The organism is Nonomuraea soli (genome assembly GCF_013761175.1).
In the GTDB taxonomy this organism is placed as follows: Bacteria; Actinomycetota; Actinomycetes; order Streptosporangiales; family Streptosporangiaceae; genus Nonomuraea; species Nonomuraea soli.
Genome location: NZ_JACDUR010000007.1, coordinates 195,021 through 210,915, shown reverse-complemented (window position 1 = coordinate 210,915; position 15,895 = coordinate 195,021). Strand labels below are relative to the sequence as shown.

Annotated in this window: 13 protein-coding genes; 5 read left to right on the top strand and 8 right to left on the bottom strand. The window is 71.6% G+C overall.

Annotation, left to right across the window (positions count from 1 at the left end):
* Positions 1-14 precede the first annotated feature (14 nt).
* The 8 genes from HNR30_RS33675 to HNR30_RS33640 all read right to left on the bottom strand — a co-directional run bounded on the left by HNR30_RS33675 (position 15) and on the right by HNR30_RS33640 (position 11,066).
* On the bottom strand, positions 15-1,937 hold the full coding sequence (locus HNR30_RS33675) for a TOMM precursor leader peptide-binding protein (protein ID WP_181614153.1): 1,923 nt from the start codon (positions 1,935-1,937) through the stop codon (positions 15-17).
* Complete coding sequence (locus HNR30_RS33670; RefSeq protein ID WP_181614152.1) at positions 1,930-3,585, bottom strand: hypothetical protein; 1,656 nt, start codon at positions 3,583-3,585, stop codon at positions 1,930-1,932. The genes HNR30_RS33675 and HNR30_RS33670 overlap by 8 nt, the downstream gene beginning before the upstream one ends.
* Positions 3,582-4,898 carry a SagB family peptide dehydrogenase gene (locus HNR30_RS33665; RefSeq protein ID WP_181614151.1) on the bottom strand — a complete coding sequence of 439 codons (1,317 nt, stop codon included), beginning with the start codon at positions 4,896-4,898 and terminating at the stop codon, positions 3,582-3,584. Before HNR30_RS33665 ends, HNR30_RS33670 begins: the two co-directional genes overlap by 4 nt.
* Positions 4,895-5,749: a lantibiotic dehydratase C-terminal domain-containing protein gene (locus HNR30_RS33660; RefSeq protein WP_181614150.1), complete on the bottom strand. Its 855-nt coding sequence runs from the start codon at positions 5,747-5,749 to the stop codon at positions 4,895-4,897. Before HNR30_RS33660 ends, HNR30_RS33665 begins: the two co-directional genes overlap by 4 nt.
* 1 nt (position 5,750) lies before the next feature.
* Positions 5,751-8,249, bottom strand: a complete 2,499-nt coding sequence (locus HNR30_RS33655) for a lantibiotic dehydratase (RefSeq protein ID WP_181614149.1) — start codon at positions 8,247-8,249, stop codon at positions 5,751-5,753.
* A gap of 79 nt (positions 8,250-8,328) precedes the next feature.
* Complete coding sequence (locus HNR30_RS33650; protein WP_181614148.1) at positions 8,329-8,562, bottom strand: GE37468 family thiazolyl peptide; 234 nt, start codon at positions 8,560-8,562, stop codon at positions 8,329-8,331.
* 109 nt (positions 8,563-8,671) lie between these two features.
* The gene (locus HNR30_RS33645; protein ID WP_220134292.1) at positions 8,672-9,337 is read right to left on the bottom strand and encodes a YczE/YyaS/YitT family protein; all 666 of its coding nucleotides are present in this window, start codon (positions 9,335-9,337) and stop codon (positions 8,672-8,674) included.
* A complete protein-coding gene (locus HNR30_RS33640) occupies positions 9,324-11,066 on the bottom strand; it encodes an adenine deaminase C-terminal domain-containing protein (RefSeq protein ID WP_220134291.1) in 1,743 nt (580 codons plus the stop codon). Before HNR30_RS33640 ends, HNR30_RS33645 begins: the two co-directional genes overlap by 14 nt.
* A gap of 167 nt (positions 11,067-11,233) precedes the next feature.
* Here HNR30_RS33640 and HNR30_RS33635 point away from each other — a divergent pair, with 167 nt between their 5' ends.
* From HNR30_RS33635 to HNR30_RS33615, 5 genes are all read left to right on the top strand, one after another.
* Positions 11,234-12,124: a LysR family transcriptional regulator gene (locus HNR30_RS33635; RefSeq protein ID WP_181614146.1), complete on the top strand. Its 891-nt coding sequence runs from the start codon at positions 11,234-11,236 to the stop codon at positions 12,122-12,124.
* A gap of 87 nt (positions 12,125-12,211) precedes the next feature.
* The gene (locus HNR30_RS33630) at positions 12,212-13,414 is read left to right on the top strand and encodes a cytochrome P450 (protein WP_181614598.1); all 1,203 of its coding nucleotides are present in this window, start codon (positions 12,212-12,214) and stop codon (positions 13,412-13,414) included.
* Positions 13,411-14,067, top strand: coding sequence for a TetR/AcrR family transcriptional regulator (locus tag HNR30_RS33625; RefSeq protein WP_181614145.1), 657 nt, complete (start codon positions 13,411-13,413; stop codon positions 14,065-14,067). Before HNR30_RS33630 ends, HNR30_RS33625 begins: the two co-directional genes overlap by 4 nt.
* A 79-nt stretch (positions 14,068-14,146) precedes the next feature.
* Complete coding sequence (locus HNR30_RS33620) at positions 14,147-14,830, top strand: response regulator (protein WP_181614144.1); 684 nt, start codon at positions 14,147-14,149, stop codon at positions 14,828-14,830.
* Positions 14,827-15,894 carry a sensor histidine kinase gene (locus tag HNR30_RS33615; protein ID WP_181614143.1) on the top strand — a complete coding sequence of 356 codons (1,068 nt, stop codon included), beginning with the start codon at positions 14,827-14,829 and terminating at the stop codon, positions 15,892-15,894. The genes HNR30_RS33620 and HNR30_RS33615 overlap by 4 nt, the downstream gene beginning before the upstream one ends.
* Position 15,895 lies beyond the last annotated feature (1 nt).

Sequence of the window (15,895 nt, the reverse complement as noted above, 5' to 3'; positions counted from 1 at the left end):
TACGGCGGCGGCCGTCATGGGAAGGGGTGGGGGTCGGAGGCGAGTTCTTCCGGCGCCAGGTCCCGGTCGCGGTGGCCGAGCAATCGCGGCACCGTCAGCAGCCGCGGCAGGTCGTGGAGCCTGCGGTAGTCGTGCCCGAAGGTCATCGACAGGGTGCCGGGGATCAGCACCTTCACGCAGGCGAGGCCGCCTGCCCGGTGCTCGGTCCCGGTCTGGTCGATCACGATCACGTCGAGCCCGGTCTCCAGGTAGCGGCCGACCGTCTCGTTGAGCACGCTCGTCAGGTCCGTGCCGGAGAAGCCCCGGGTGTCTCCGATGTCGGCCGGCCTGCGGCGGCCGGGCGCCCGTGTCAGGAAGTCGAGCCGGCGTGCTGCGGCCGGATGCGCGTACAGCAGGGCGTGATCCTCCATCTCCTTGACGAGCGCGGGCTCGTCGACCATCCGCCGCGCCTGCTCGGCGTGCTCGTCGTACTTCTCGCCCGCCGGGGCGATGCTCGCCGCGACCTCCGAGAGCGCGTTGGCGATGGCGCGTTCCGGGTCGGGGCTGGAGCCGGCCGCGGAGATCGTCGCCGCCCGCCCGTCGTCGCGCGGGTTCACGGCGACGGCCCACACGCAGGGGATGCGCTGCTCGACGCTGATGTCGTGGAACGACACGTCGTAGCCGGTCTCCGCCTCCACGCACGCGTGTTGCAGCCTCAGCCGCCGGTCGGCGACCCCGGAGATGTCGATGCGCGGCGCGGGCATGCGGCAGTACCAGGTCAGCAGGAAGGCGTCGCGCTCCGCGACCTCCAGGACGCCGTGCAGGACGGCCTCCTCGATCGAGCCGCCGAGCGCGCACCCGTTGGAGATCTCGTAGACCAGCTCGTGCCCGTTCTGGTAGTAGGCGCACGACTCCGGCACCAGGATCGGTTCCTTCCTGGCGAAGGAGTAGCCCCACACCCAGGTGTAGGTCTCGTCCACGTCGAAGGGCCGGTAGCGGAAGCCGGGCAGCCGGTACCGCTCCGGCGGGTAGAGGCCCAGGGTCCGGGGATCGAGCGCGTGCCCGGCGACCTCGGCGAAACTCGCGCGCACGCTCGGCCGTCGCGCGCCGGGAGCCCCGCCGTACCTTTCGAGCCCTTCCAGCACGGCCGTGCGCCTGGCGGCGGCGCGCGTCTCGGCGCGCCCGTATCCCGTCACCTCGCCATCGCGCCCGCCCACGCCGGCCGACGCGACCGCCATGACACCCGCCGTCCATTCCGAGATCGAGCCGACCAGCCCGCACACCTTGTCGACGTACAGCTCCTCCAGGTCCTGCGTGACGTCGCGGGTGCGGAAGCTCCGCTCGCGGTGCATCCGCCGTGGCTCCAGGACGAGATCGGCCAGCTCGGCGGTGTCGTCCGGCGCGTCACCGCAGGTGCCGCAGAAGGCGTCCGGCAGGAACGGGTGCACGCCGACGTCCAGGCGTTCCAGATCCACCATCAGCAGGGCCAGGCTCGTGCGGGGGGTGGCGCCTCCCGACAGGGACGCGACCTCGGCCGCGACGAGTTCGGCCACCTGCGTGGCCGCGAGCGGGGTGACCCAGGAAGACGGGCGTTCGCGCAGGACCTCGCCGTGCCTTCGCCAGATGGCCCGGTGGCCCGCCTGATCGGCGCGCACGCGGCGTCGCCGCCGCTCGGCGCATGACACGCACCCCGGGACGCCCGGGGTCTCCATGGGGCCGATGACCACCTGGCCGAGCTCGGCGCGCACGCGTAACCAGGGCACCGCGAGCGCCGTCGCGGCCGCCCGTGTCTGCGCGGTGCGGGCGGTGTTCCAGCTGTCGTCGGCCGCGATCAGCAGATCAGGCGCGCCTCCGACGTGCGCCGCCGTGCCGTGGCAGGCGACCTTCCGGCCCGTCGCCAGGTGAGCGGCGATCGCGTCGTACATCAGCCCGTGTCCGACCAGAGCCACCTCACGCATCGGTCACCACCACCCGAGTCAGATAGGGCATGATCGAGGACACCGCTTCGTCATGGTCAAGAGGGACGGCCAGCGCCACCCGCCCACGGGCGCGCAGCCGCGACGCCACCTGTTCCAGGTCCGCCGGCCTGGGCGAGGCCCGCCGCGATGGTCCGCGCAGCCGGGCGGGCAACGGTTCCGCGTGGCCGTCCTGCGGCGATTGCAGGCGAACGAGCGCCGACCTCAGGCCCTCGCCCAGCGCCTCGGCCGGGTCCAGGCCAGCGAAGTGGCCGATCGTGACCTCGCCCGCGCAGAAGGCGAAGGCCGGGACCTCCAGCGAGCCGGTGAGGTCGTAGACCTCGGGCAGCTCGCCGGACCGGATGAGCACGTCGCGGCATCTGTGCCCCTCCTCGTGCAGGTCGACGGCGGTGACGTCGATCCTGGGGAAGGGCTCGGTGCGCGAGCCGAATCCGGCCGTGATGAGCTGCAGGCACCGGCCGGCCAGCCCCTCGCCGAGGGCGTGCTCCCAGCTGTCCCCGGCGGCCAGCCCGGCGCGTTCGCCGTCGAACACGGCGTCGGCCGGGATCAGGCGGGCTCGGTCAGGGCGGTCGATCTCGTGCGCCCAGACGCCGGATCCGGTCAGCCTCCCGGGATCCACGGTGCGCGCCGCGTAGGCGGCCAGAGCCCGGCGCACGGCGTCACGGCGCGCGGCCTCGTGGCCGAACCCGGAGCCGACCTCGGCCTCCCCGTCCGGCAGTACGGCCCGGCACGTGTTCACCACCACCTGCGGCTCGTCGGCGTCCACGAGCCGCACGACCCCCAGGTGCCCGTTGACGCACGGGGCGACGCGGCGCAGGAACGAGCCGTGGTCGAGAGGCTCACCCGCCAGGAGCGTGCGCACCCGCTGGAGGAACATCTCACGGGAACGCGCCGAGCCCGGGCGGGGGCGGGGCAGGCACGAGTGCCGCGTGTGGCGCCACGTGTCCAGCGCGATCCTGACCACGCGACCGCGTTCGCCCGGCGGCATGGCGCCCGTCAGCTCGCGGCGGGCGGCCTGGACCAGGGTCGCGGCCGCTCCCGGCGGCACGATTCCGCCCTGCTCCGCGCCGTCACCCATCCGGTATGCCACGTCGTCCCAGCCCGGCGCCCCCGGCGGCAGGAGCCAGGTGGCCTCGCTCGTGGCGACCAGCAGGGCGAGGGGAATCGCCCGCTCCTCGCACACACGCTGGAGCCGGAGGGCGCCCTGCCCGTCGCCCGCGTAGAAGACCAGGTCGGCCGCGGGCAGATCGATCACCGCGGCGGAGGAGAGGTCCACCACGGTGATGTCCCGCAGGCCGGATGCCGACACCGCCCGGACCAGGTGCCCCAGCGCGGGCTCGGCCCCCGCCACCACCACGGCGCGTGCCGCGAAGCCGGCATCGGGCTCCCCTTCGAGGGCGTCGCAGGTCCGCAGGATCTCGACGACCCGCTTCACCGCCTGCTCACGGTCGGGCGGCAGCCCTGCGGTCAGTTGCTCGATCGTGTACCTGCCGTCGAGATACGGTACGAGCCGATCGACCCATCTCGCGATGGACGTCCCGTCGATCCGTGCCAGCCCGCGATGCGTGAGAACGCGCAGGCCGTCGGCGCTCGGCGCCAGGTAGACGTCATCGCGCAGGCGCAGCCTCATCGCTCCGCTCCCTGGAGCACGGAGCCGAGGGCGAACTCGCCGACCGAGCCTTCCTCCGCCGGGTCCAGGCCGGTCGCCGCCGCGAACGCGGCCGGGTTCCCGCCGCCGAGCGCGCAGGGCGCCAGCTCCATCGCCGTGGCCACGAGGTACATCGTCTGGAAGAGGACGCCGACGTTCTTCATGATCAGTGAGTACGCCATCGACTGGTAGCTCCCCATGACGCGCCCGAACCGCGCCGCGATCACCAGCAGGACCTGCGGCTCCTCGCTCGCGGTCGCCGACGCGGCGGCGGTGCGCAGCAGCAACCGCACCTCCGGGGTGGCGCCCCCGACACGTTCGAGCCGGTGGTGCTGCGGGTCGTAGCGGTACAACCCCTGCTCCAGCCCCGAGACCCGCCGGATCACCGGGTAGATCTCCAGTTCGTGCAGGGCCCCGCCGCTGGGATAGGGGCGGCTCACGTAGTCGGCGCCGTCGACCTGGTAGACCGCGCGGTTACGCGAGCAGCGGTGGAGGAACTCCCCGAGCTGCGTCGCGGTCAGCGGGCGCGCCTCGTCGTGGCGCCGCACGGAGCGGCGACGTTCCATCACGGTGGTCAGCGCGGGGTCGCCGACGCGCACACGAACAGGATCGGGGCGGGCGAGCTCGACGGTTTCGCCCGCGAACGGCTCGCGAAGGGCCGGCCCGCCGCCCGCCCATTCGCCCTTGCCGTACGGCACGCCGGTCAGCTGCGTGCGGCTGCGGTGATGGAACCACAACTCGTGCGGCTGCCATGACGGCGACCCGTCGTCCTGATCGTCGGGCAAGGCGACCGCCAGGCCGGCGGCCCACAGGTCACGGCGCAGCCGGTGCACGACCGGGATGTCGTCGTCGGCCAGCCGCGCGGGCCCGAGCCAGGCCAGGGCACGGGAGTCGTGCAGCCGCACGCGGCACCACGAGCGCGGGGACTCCAGGACCATCTCGTTCCGGTCCCTGCGCATGATCGCGAACCGCGACAGCGCCAGCCGCGCGGGCATCTCCCCCTGCGGCGGCTCCTGCGGGCGCTCCGGCTCGACGGTGTAGAGGTCGCTTCCCGACCAGGTCACGGTGGCGTCCAGCCACCCCTCGTTCCGCAGCAGGCTCAGGTCCTGCTCCACCAGCTCCTCGATCGGGACCGGTTCCCGTCCCAGCCGGTGCAGCAGGGCCCGTTGCACCGGGTTCAGGCGGCCGAGCGCCATGCTGTACGGCCAGCTGAGCAGATGGTAGGAGCTGTCCGGAGTGACACCGCCCGAGACACCCGGGCGGATCCTGACCCTCTCCTCGATCGGCGATGTCATGCCGTGCGTTCCTCCTCGCCCATCTCCAGGAAGGTCCGTGTGGCCAGGTCGCAGGCGTACCTCTCGGAGAGCGGGTCGACCCCCAGCCGGTTGGCGGCCAGGTGGGCGCATGCCGTCATCACCGCCGGCCGCGACCGTGGGTCCAGCTCCTTCTGCAGCCTCGCCACGGCCTGCGCCCAGCCCGCCAGGCCGTCGCCCGGTGGCATGGCGCCGGTCAGCTCGACCAGCGCCCGCATGCGCCGGCCCAGAGGCAGCAGGATGTCGCGCTGCCTCGCGAAGTGATCGTCGTGATCTCCGGTCTCCGGCGTGCTTCGCCCGAGCCGGAGCCAAACGATGAGGTACATGGCCACGACGGCGGTGATCCGCTGCGCGGGGGTGACCCCTGCCGAGAGCGTGGACAGGGCGATCCTGCTGGAATCCACGAAGTGCCTCTCCACCGCCGGCATCGCGGCCCGCCCGTAGCGCCGGGTCTCCCTGCGGTAGGGGATGAACGCCACGGAGTTGTTCGGCGCCAGTTCCCGGGTGAAGCCCGGCAGGCCCTCCGCGCCGGCCAGGCCGGCGGCCGTCTTCTCGTACTCCTCCTGGCGCACGGTGTCGGCGGAGGGCCGGGCGCGGAAGAACGCCAGGCACCCGGCCTCGACGACCCGCCGGACCCGATCGTGGTCCGCGGGCTCCGCTCTCACCCGCAGACGCACGTGGGGTCCGGCGTCCCAGTAGCGGAGGAAGAAGAAGTCGGGGCGCTCACCCCCGCCGGCCAGCTCCTCCATGATCGAGGGGATCAGGTCGACGATCACGGCGTCCTGGTCGCCCTGGTAGAACAGGTGCGCGCTCACCCACTCGTCGTGGCCCACGTCAATCGCTCCAGGACGCGACATCGATCACCATCTCCATGACGTGCTCTCCGCCGTGGTGCTCGCGGGCCGACATCGGATCGGGCAGTGCCTCCTCGAAGACGACCGCGTCGTTCGGCCGCCGCAGCAGTTCGCCGAAGGCCTGCAGGAGGAACGGGTTGGCGAAGTCCAGGTAGAGCGGCTTGTTCTCGTGGAAGCGCCGTCTTGCCAGGCCCTTGACGAAGCAGGTCTCAGGGATGCCGGTCTCCTGCCGCCATTCGGCCAGCCGTACGAGGTAGGCGCCGGGCGACTCGCCCGCGCGCCGCGCGGGGACGGCCGCCGGGGTCAGGTGGCGGCTCTCGCGGCGCACCACGACGCGCCCCACCCGCGCTCGCGGGGTCAGCGTCACCTCGGGCGCGGCCTTCCAGTGACCGGGCGGCGCGATGCTCGCGATCGGCTCGGGCGGTTCCTCGCCGAACGCCCTGACGAGCAGGTGCGCGGCACGCGGCAGGGTCCACGGGGCGCTGTTGCCGAGATGCAGCGGCCGGACCTGACGGCCGAGCCGTGCCGACCGCAGCCGCAGCAGATCGCGCGTGTCGTCGCGTTCCACCCACAGGTCCTGCAGGTCGAGCCGGCCGGTCCCCGGCCTGGCGTCACCGTGCCACGGATAGGTGATCTCGTACGGCGCGCAGGGCTCCCTGACGTTCAGCGAGGTCCCCAGCGAGCCGCCGAGCGCGGCGAACACCGGCCGATCGCCGGGCGGCTGCGCCCACGCCGTGGCGCCGGCGCCGGTCAGGTGGTCCAGGCGGCTGTGGCCCCTGCCGTAGCCGGTGAAGACGTTGTTGATCACGAACGCGTGGCCCGACCCGTCCGCGAAGGGCTGGCCGTACACGCCCACCGCATGGAGGTCGTCGAGCCAGCGGGGGAATCCGGTCACCGCCTCGGCCAGCTCGCCGGGCTCGATGACGACGACCCCGTCGGGTCCGGCCGGCCGCCACAGCAGGCCGGCGGCCGTGTCGCGCAGGGCGTGCAGCTCGTGGACACGGTCGAACAGGCTGCTTCGCCCGGTTCCCGACGTGTGCCACAGCCGGCCGATCTCCGTGCCCTCCGGGGAAGCGGCGGCGACCTCCTGCACGAGCTCGTGGTAGAAGTCCGGGAAGGGGGCCGGTGGCCGCCGCCCCCACCAGGAGTGCAGGGCGAGCTTCAACTCCTGTCCGTGGCTGAACAACGCCAGCCATCGGCGGATGGCCTGCAGGTCGTCCAGGACCGGCTGCCAGGCGAGACGGCCGCATTCGGCCAGGGGCTCCCTGGTCACAGCCGTGTCGAAGGTCTCGCCGGCGATCGGCTGCCCCAGACGGCCTGAGAGGTCCGCCATCGCCTGGCGCACCGCGTCCAGCCGCCGCCGATGCCGTTCGACGTCCTCGACGGGGATGTCCTCGCGCACGGCCTCGTCGACGACCAGGAGCAACGAGCCTTCCCGCGTGAACGGCGGGCCGAGCGACCGCAGCCAGTGACCGGCCTCGCGCGGCGTGGTGATCTGCCCGCCCGGCTGCGGCATGAGCTGCAGCAGGCCGATCTCGACGAGGTGGCCGACGAAGGCCTCGGCCCTCGCGGGCCGGGCGTTGCCCGCCGCCGCCAGCTTGTCCGCGAGCTCGCCGAAGGTGATCGCGCCATCATCGGGGATCAGCTCCAGGCAGGCGCGGATGGCCGGGGTGCCGTCGATCGTGAGCATCGCCTCGGCCGGAGGAGGGCCCAGGAAACGCAGCCTGTCACCGGCGGCCGCCGTACTGGGATTGACGCGGGTGACCATGCCGAGCCGCATCTCGCCCCCCACCAGTGCCGCGTGCAGCTCGGAGCGGGCACGATGGCCGAGGTCGAGCACGCCCGTGACACTGTCCGGGCTCCCGGGGAGCTGGCGGACAGGGGTGTCGTCATCGGTCCACGATCCGCGTCCCGTGACCATGAACGTGCTGAAAGGGCTGGTCTTCGCCGTCGCCCGTACCAGGTACTTGGCCAGGGCGGGAGCCAGCCGCCGGGTGTCGCGTCCCGGATCGGCCAGCCACCTGTCGAGGTCGGCCGAGAGATCGGGACTCGCCTGGAGGAGCGCCCGGCGAAAGGCCGGGGCGGCCGCCAGGTCTCGCAGCCTGCTCTCCAAGGTTGCCGTCTCCGCCCTGATCAGCCGATCCAGGGCGGGCCCGCCGCCACGCCACTCCTCGCAGGCGGCCAGCCAGCGGGCCACCCGTCCGGCCAGCTCGTCGCCGAGCAGCTCGCGCGTCGAGGCGCTCCACTCGCGCGCCGTGGGCCTGCGCCCCTGGTAGACCGCCCGCCGCAGGCCGATCAGCGCCGGGCGGGCGGGATCCGCAGCCACGCGCGCGATCACCGCGTAGAGCTCGTCGCTGAGCGCCGCGCCCTCGGCCCGCGTCCAGCTCCGAAGCGAGAGCCGCTCCCGCACGGCCTGGCCCGCTTCGCGGAGACGCAGCTCGTGCAGGACCCCGGCGGGCAGCCCAGCCAGCCTGATCAACGGAGCAGCGAACATCCTTCACCTCACCCGATGGTCCGCGGGCCGCCCCCGCTCGAAGGGCGGCCCGCGGCGACGTCAGCTACTCCTCGGTGTCGGTGTCGGTGTCGTCGTCGGGCTCGGAATGCGGCTTGTTGGAGCAGCCCGAGCAGCATCCGCAGCCGCTGACTCCGTGGCAGTTGGTGAACGGCCCGTTCACGATGTCGTGGCCGCGGCCCAGCGTGAGCGTCTGCACCTCCAGCCCGCTGACGGTGAGGTCGAACACGTCCATCGGAAGATCGTGCACATCGAAGTCGAGCGTCGTGACGGTTGGCATCGATACCCCTCTTTTTCACCTGGCTGGAACCTGAGGTCGTGCGCTGCCGATGCTAGGGAGCCGGGGTATGCAGGAGGTATGCCGGAGGTATGGGGGCGTGACGGACGGGTCAGGCCTTGAACTTCTTGAACAGGAAGAAGTAGAGCTTGATGTACTGCCCGACGAGGATCCCGTTGATGATGGTCCCCTCCCTGATGAAGTGCGGAGCACCCAGGAAGATCAGCCCGATCGCCGCCGCCGCCACCAGCAGCGTGCAGTCGAAGGCCGTCTTGATGTTGCCCCACTTGAACCCGGTCCGTTTGAAGATCGTGTTGACGAACATGTCGACCGGCATCAGCACCAGGTTGGCCCGGATCATCAGGAACAGCCCGAAGGCCAGCGTGGCGTCCGCGAACACCAGCAGGGCGAACTTCGCCGCGTAGGCGTCGAGCACGACCCAGCTGGTCAGCATCAGGTTCAGGTCGAGGAACGCCGCCAGGACGAAGGCCGGCACGAGCGACAGGAGGTTCCTCAGCTTGAAGTCCTTCGGCATGACGAGGTACGTCAGGACCAGCATCAGGATCTCGAGGATGAAGTTGAAGGTGCCCTGGCTGATCGGCGGGAGCACCAGCGTCATCGTGCGGGTGAGGCTGCTCTGCGGCGAGATGCCGATGCCCGCCCTGATCGCGAGGCTGACGCCCAGCGTCAGCAGGTAGATGCCCGCGCCGTAGGTGAGCCACCGGCGCACGAGGCCGCCGGTGTCGGCGACACCCGCCTCCCTCTCATGCTCCAGCACAGCAGCCTCCTGTCATGAACCCGAAGCGGTCCAGAGAGATGAACAGCGTCAGGAGCTTGTTGACGACCGGTTCGCCCTCGTTGCGGTGGCCGAGCTCCTCCATGGCCGCGTCGATCGAGCGGGTCGCGTCGACGAGCTCGGTCAGGCTCATGTCGGCCATGACGCCGTAGATGTCCAGGGGCAGTGCGGCCTTCACCTGCCGGTCCCGGGTGACGATGCAGCCGCCGACGTAGGTGTCGAGCTGCTTGAGGTTGGCGTGCATCTCGGCGCTGTCGGTGCCGACGACGACGAAGTAGGCGACGGGTGCGGGCCAGAAGGTCGACACGGCGCCGCTGTCCATGGAGACGCCCTTGAACACGCCGTTGACGACGTTGCGCTCGCCGTCGGCGTAGCGCTGCACGACGGAGATGCGGCTGAGCCTGACGCCGTCGGCCTCGGGCACGACGGTCCCGTCCTGGTACGGGAGCCAGATCTCCTGCGAGAACTTGAGGTGGCCCCGGCCGTAGACGTCGAAGAGCAGGACCTTGGCCTGGGTGCCGTCGGGCGAGATCTCGATCGGGACGAGGTCGAGCTGCTCAGGGGTGAGGTCCGCCAGTCCCGGCCTGGGCTCCTTGACCATGCCGGAGTAGTCGAGGTCGACCGTCTTGAGCAGCTTGCGGTCCTTGGCGACGAGCTCGCCGCCCTTGAACACGTAGCGCGGGTTGATCTTCGAAAGGCTGTCGGTGAGCACGATGTCGGCGTAGCGGCCGGGGGCGAGCGAGCCGAACTCGTGGTCCATGCCGAACGAGCGCGCGGCGTACAGCGTGCCCATCTTGATCGCCTGGATCGGGCTGATGCCCATCTCGACGGCCAGGGAGATCACCCAGTCGATGTGGCCCTTGGTCAGGACGCGGTCGACGGAGATGTTGTCGGCGCACAGCTGGAAGTTCTCGGCCGGCCACCGGCGCTTGACGATCGCGCGCAGCATGGTCTTGATGACCTCGGGGCTGCCCACGCCGAACTTGATCTGCGTGTGGAAGCCGTGGCGGATGCTCTTCTCGATGTCCTCCTCGTTCCAGACGTCGTGGTTGTTGTGCGCGCCGATGGCGGGCATGTAGTTCAGCAGCAGGTCCGGCAGCGCCGTCACGCCCCAGTGGCAGTTGACGAAGCCGCCGTTGGCGCGGCCCAGGGCGGACTTGCGGAAGTCGTCGTCGTTGCCGGTCATGTACGACAGGTGGGCGAGCTCGCCCAGGCCGATGACCGGCTCCATCTGAAGCATCGCCTCGGTGACCTCGACCGAGGTCTTCTTGCCGGGGGCGAAGGCGTAGATCCGGTAGGGGAGCTCGTCGTGGCCCAGGAACAGCGCCCGGGCCGCCTCGATGGCCTCGTCGCCGGCGGCGCTGGCGAAGTCGAGGGTCTCGGCGAAGATGGTGGTCGTCCCGCTCGGCACGATCGCCTCGCCGAAGGCCGCCGGGTGGGCGAGCTGGGCGTCGAAGTGCAGGTGGGCGTCGATCAGTCCGGGAATGGCGTAGAGGCCTTCGCCGTCGAAGACCTCGCGCACCTTGACGATGGACTCGTCGGGGTCGAGCGCGATGATGCGCTGGCCGTACACGAGGAGCGAGCCCTGGTGGACGGACTCGCTGTGCACGTCGAGGATGTTGAGGTTGCGCAGGAGGAGGTCGGCTTCCCGTTCCCCCTGCAGGATGGCGAAGATCGTCCGCACATGGTCGTAGTGCGCCTGCTGGTGCATCATTTCTCGTTTCGTGGCTCGGCTGGCGGTCTGCTCGGCGGAACGAGGCACCCTAGGACTTGCTCGTACGCACTGGGGCTATGAAATTGCACGCGACCGTTGCTGACAAGCGCCGGTTTTCGCACGGACTGTACTCTTTTTTCGCACACCCCGGTCCGGGAGGCCCCATGCTCCACTCGCGCTTGCTGCACTACATCGACGAGGTCGCGCGGCACGGCTCCATCCGGGCCGCGGGAGCAAGGCTCCACGTCGCGCCGTCGGCCATCAACCGGCAGATCCTGATGCTGGAGGAGGAGCTCGGCGAGGCGCTGTTCGAACGGCTGCCGCGCGGGATGCGGCTGACTCCGGCCGGCGAGGTGCTGCTGGCGCACGTGCGCAGGACGCTGCAGGAGTATCGCGAGGCCGTGACCGAGATCCGCGACCTGCAGTCGCTCCCGAGCGGCGAGGTGGTGATCGCCACGATGACGGGGCTGGCCAGCAGCATCGTCTCGACGGCGACGGTCGGCTTCCACACCCGCCACCCCGAGGTCAGGGTCTCGATCCTGACCATGTCGGCCCACGACATCGTGCGCGCCGTGGCCGACAGCGAGGCAGACCTGGGACTGGGGTTCAACGTACCCGTATCGCCCCAGCTGGAGACGTGCTGGCAACTCGACACGCGGCTCGGAGCGGTCATCGCGCCCGGCCATCCGCTGGCCCGGCTGGAGTCGATCCCGCTGGCGCAGTGCGCGTCCTATCCGCTGATCTTCGCGGACCGGTCGATGGTCATCCACGGCACCATCGCCGACGCCTTCGCGCAGGCCGGGCTGAAGGTGGAGCCGGCCTTCCACACCAACTCGATCGAGGCGATGAAACGGCTCGCCGCCGGGGGCGAGGCCATCGCCTTTCTCAGCAGGTTCGACATCGCCGAGGAGCAGCACCGCGGAAGCCTGGCCTTCCGGCCGGTCAGGGATCGCGCCTTCAGCGACAACGTGCTCTCCCTGATCCGCCGCGGGAGGCACGGGCTGGCCGGCCTGCTGTTCGCCGAGGAGATCGTGACCACGCTGGAGTCGGTGTGAAAGTTGCGCGTCGCGCAATGATGCACGTCGTGCATTTTTGCGGATAGCGTGGGCAGGGTGACGCAATCCCCCACCGCGATTCGCCAGATGCTGCCTGCCGATCTTGTGGAGCGGACCGGCTGCCCCTTCGACCCGCCCTCCGGCCTGGTACGGCGCCGCGGCCAAGGCCCCGTCCAGCCGATCACGCTGGCCAACGGCAACCCCGCCTGGCTGGTCACCGGCCTGCAGGAGGCCCGCGCCGTCCTGGCCGACGCCCGGTTCAGCGCCGACCGTGTGCGACACCCCGACGCCACCAAGCTGCACCCGGGCGAGAGGCCGCCGGTGGTCGCCAGCCGCGACGACGGCATGTTCGTCTTCATGGACCCGCCCGAGCACACGCGGCTGCGACGCCTGCTCACCGGCCAGTTCACCGTCCGCCGCATGAAGGCCCTGGAGTCGCGGCTGCGCGAGATCGCCGTGGAGCACATCGATGCCATGCTGGCCGCCGGCACCGAGGCCGACCTCGTGCCCGCCTACGCGCTCCCCATCCCCTCGCTGGCGATCTGCGAGATGCTCGGCGTCGACTACGCCGACCGCGCCGTCTTCCAGGAACGCACCGCCATCGCACTCAACTCGAGCTCACCCGACGACGAGCGGGCCCGCGCCGGCTTCGAGCTGTACGCCTTCATCCATGAACTGGTCGCGCGCAAACGCGCGGAACCCGCCGACGACATGCTCTCGGGGCTCGTCCACGACGCCGACCCCCCGCTCACCGACGCCCAGCTGACCGACATGGCGCTCGTCCTGCTCGGCGCCGGCCACGAGACCACCGCCAACATGCTCGGCCTGGGCGCCTTCGCGCTGCTCGAACACCCCGACCAGCTCGCGGCGCTGCGCACCGACCCCGAACTGATGGACAACACGATCGAGGAGCTATTGCGCTACCTGTCGATCATCCAGATGGGCGTCAGCCGGGTCGCGACCGAGGCGGTCACGATCGGCGACGTCGAGGTGCCCGCGCGCGGCACCGTGATCATCGCGACGCCCGAGGCCAACCGCGACATCAGGCACTGGGACGAGCCCGACCGCCTCGACGTCAAACGGGCACGAGCCTCGCATCTGGCCTTCGGGCACGGCATCCACCAGTGCCTGGGCCAGCAGCTGGCACGCGCCGAGATGCGAGTCGGACTGAGCGAGCTGTTCACCCGCATCCCCGGCCTCCGCCTCGCCGTACCCGCCGCGCAGGTGCCGCTGCGCAACGAGATGCTCATCTTCGGCGTGCACGCCCTGCCCGTAACCTGGAGCCCATGACCATCCCTGGTCGCCGTGAGCGCAAGAAGCAGGCCACCCGCTCCGCCGTACGGCAGGCGGCCCTGAGGCTGGCGCTGCGCCACGGCGTGGAGGGCGTCACGGTCGAGCAGATCGCCTCCGAGGCCGACATCGCGCTGCGCACCTTCTTCAACTACTTCTCCAGCAAGGAGGAGGCCGTCGTGGCCTCGGCCGCGGCCGGCGCGGAGGCGCTCATCGGCGAGTTCCGCGCCAGGCCGCGCTCGGAGTCGGTGCTGCGGGCACTGCGCGAGGCGGTGCTCGCGGTCATCGACCGCGACCACAGCCACGACGACGACCAGGCCGCCGGCCACGACTACGTCGCGGCCATCAGGCTCATCCACCGGACCCCGGCGTTGATGCCCCACCAGCTGGCCGTGCTGGCCGCGCAGGAGAAGGCGCTCGCCGACGCCATCGCGGAACGCCTCCCGCCGGGCGACCCTCACGGCGCCGGGATCTACCCGGCGCTGTGCGCGGCGACGGCCCTCACGGCGCTGCGCGTGGTCCTGGGACGCTGGCTCGCCCACGCCGACGGGGATCAGCCACCGCCGACCGACCTCCTCGGCCAGGAGATCGACCACGCGATCGCCGCCCTGGCCGCGGGCATGGACCGGCCGGGCACTCCGGCCGGAGGCTGACAGGGGCTGACAGGGGCCGACAGGGGCCGACAGGGGCTGACGGGGGCCGACGGCCGCCACGGCGTCGTACCGTGGTGAGATGAGCACCCGCATCCTGGTCGTCGACGACGATCTCACGGTCGCCGAGGTCGTGACGCGATACCTGGAGCGCGACGGCCACGAGGTGGAGCACGTCGGCGACGGCGCGGAAGCGCTGCGCAGGGCCATGGCCAACCCGCCCGACCTGATGATCCTCGACCTCATGCTGCCGAAGGTCGACGGCCTGAAGGTCTGCGAGAAGCTGCGTGAACGCTGGCCGGTGCCGGTCATCATGCTGACGGCCCTCGGCGAGGAGACCGACCGCATCGCGGGCCTGGAGACGGGCGCCGACGACTACATGGTCAAGCCGTTCAGCCCGCGTGAGCTGGCGCTGAGGGTGCAGTCGGTGCTGCGCAGGGCCAGGGGCGCCGCCCCCGCGACCGGCGTGCTGCGCGACGCCGACCTGGTCGTGGACGTCGGGGCACGCCAGGCACACCTGGGCGAGGAGATGCTGGCGCTCACCGCGCGGGAGTTCGACCTGCTGGCCTATCTGATGCGCAACCCGCGCCAGGCCTTCAGCCGCGACGACCTGCTCAAACTCGTGTGGGGCTGGACCTTCGGCGACACCTCGACGGTGACGGTCCACGTGCGCAGGCTGCGGGAGAAGATCGAACCCGACCCGACCAGCCCAAGGCGGATCGTCACGGTGTGGGGCGTTGGCTACCGCTTCGAGCCCTCGCCATGACGATCACGAGCGTCGTCGCGGTCATCGCCGGGCTGGGCGGCCTGGCGGGCATCGCGGCGATGTCCCGCCTGCGGACCCTGCGCTCGATGGTGGTCGTCGTCGCGGTCGTGGCGATCCTGGCCACCCTCTCCGGCGTGGTGGCCGGGATCGTCGGCATGGCCATCGAGGGCCCGGCCGGGAACACGGTGCTGGTCGTGATCGCGGTGGGCGGAGCGGTCGGCCTCGGCGCCGCCTTCTTCGCCGCCCGCCGCGTGGTGCGGGAGAGCAGGCGGCTGGAGCGGGCCGTGAGCGCCGGCGATTACACCGCGCCCAAGGGCCTCCCGGCCGAGCTGCAGGGCATCGCCGACAGCCTGGAGGAGGCGTACGCGCGCGAGCGCGCGCTGGAGGGCGCGCGGCGGGAGCTGGTCGCGTGGGTGAGCCACGACCTCCGCACGCCGCTGGCCGGGCTGCGGGCCATGGTCGAGGCGATCGAGGACGGCGTGGTCACCGATCCCGAGACCGTCGGACGCTACCACGCGCAGATCCGCGTCCAGGTCGAGCGGCTGTCCGGCATGGTCGACGACCTGTTCGAGCTGTCTCGCATCCACGCGGGCGCGCTGCGGTTGTCGCGGGCCAGGATCGGGCTGGCCGACCTGGTGGCCGACACGATGGACTCGGCCGAGCCGCTCGCCCGCGCCAAGGGCGTACGGCTGGCCGCCTCGGCCGAGCCGGTGCCGGTCGAGGCCGACGCCGGGGCGCTCACCCGCGCGCTGGGCAACCTGGTGGTCAACGCCATCCGCTTCACCCCGTCGGACGGCGTCGTCACGCTGCGCGCCTTCGCCCGCGACGACGCCGCCTGGCTGCTGGTCGGCGACGGCTGCGGCGGCATCCCCGAGGCCGACCTGCCGCGGCTGTTCGACGTGGCCTTCAGGGGCGAGTCGGCCCGCACACCCGGCTCGGACGGCGGCGCGGGGCTCGGCCTGGCCATCGCGCGGGGCATCGTCGAGGCCCACGAGGGCACGATCGGCGTCGTCAACGACGGGCCGGGCTGCCGCTTCGAGATCAGGCTGCCGGCAGCCCACTGAG

Bases quoted from the DNA above. Each gene is read 5' to 3' on its own strand.
- HNR30_RS33675 (WP_181614153.1), bottom strand. From the start codon at position 1,937: ATGCGTGAGGTGGCTCTGGTCGGACACGGGCTGATGTACGACGCGATC.
- HNR30_RS33670 (WP_181614152.1), bottom strand. From the start codon at position 3,585: ATGAGGCTGCGCCTGCGCGATGACGTCTACCTGGCGCCGAGCGCCGAC.
- HNR30_RS33665 (WP_181614151.1), bottom strand. From the start codon at position 4,898: ATGACATCGCCGATCGAGGAGAGGGTCAGGATCCGCCCGGGTGTCTCG.
- HNR30_RS33650 (WP_181614148.1), bottom strand. From the start codon at position 8,562: ATGCCAACCGTCACGACGCTCGACTTCGATGTGCACGATCTTCCGATG.
- HNR30_RS33640 (WP_220134291.1), bottom strand. From the start codon at position 11,066: ATGCACCAGCAGGCGCACTACGACCATGTGCGGACGATCTTCGCCATC.
- HNR30_RS33635 (WP_181614146.1), top strand. From the start codon at position 11,234: ATGCTCCACTCGCGCTTGCTGCACTACATCGACGAGGTCGCGCGGCAC.
- HNR30_RS33630 (WP_181614598.1), top strand. From the start codon at position 12,212: ATGCTGCCTGCCGATCTTGTGGAGCGGACCGGCTGCCCCTTCGACCCG.
- HNR30_RS33625 (WP_181614145.1), top strand. From the start codon at position 13,411: ATGACCATCCCTGGTCGCCGTGAGCGCAAGAAGCAGGCCACCCGCTCC.
- HNR30_RS33620 (WP_181614144.1), top strand. From the start codon at position 14,147: ATGAGCACCCGCATCCTGGTCGTCGACGACGATCTCACGGTCGCCGAG.
- HNR30_RS33615 (WP_181614143.1), top strand. From the start codon at position 14,827: ATGACGATCACGAGCGTCGTCGCGGTCATCGCCGGGCTGGGCGGCCTG.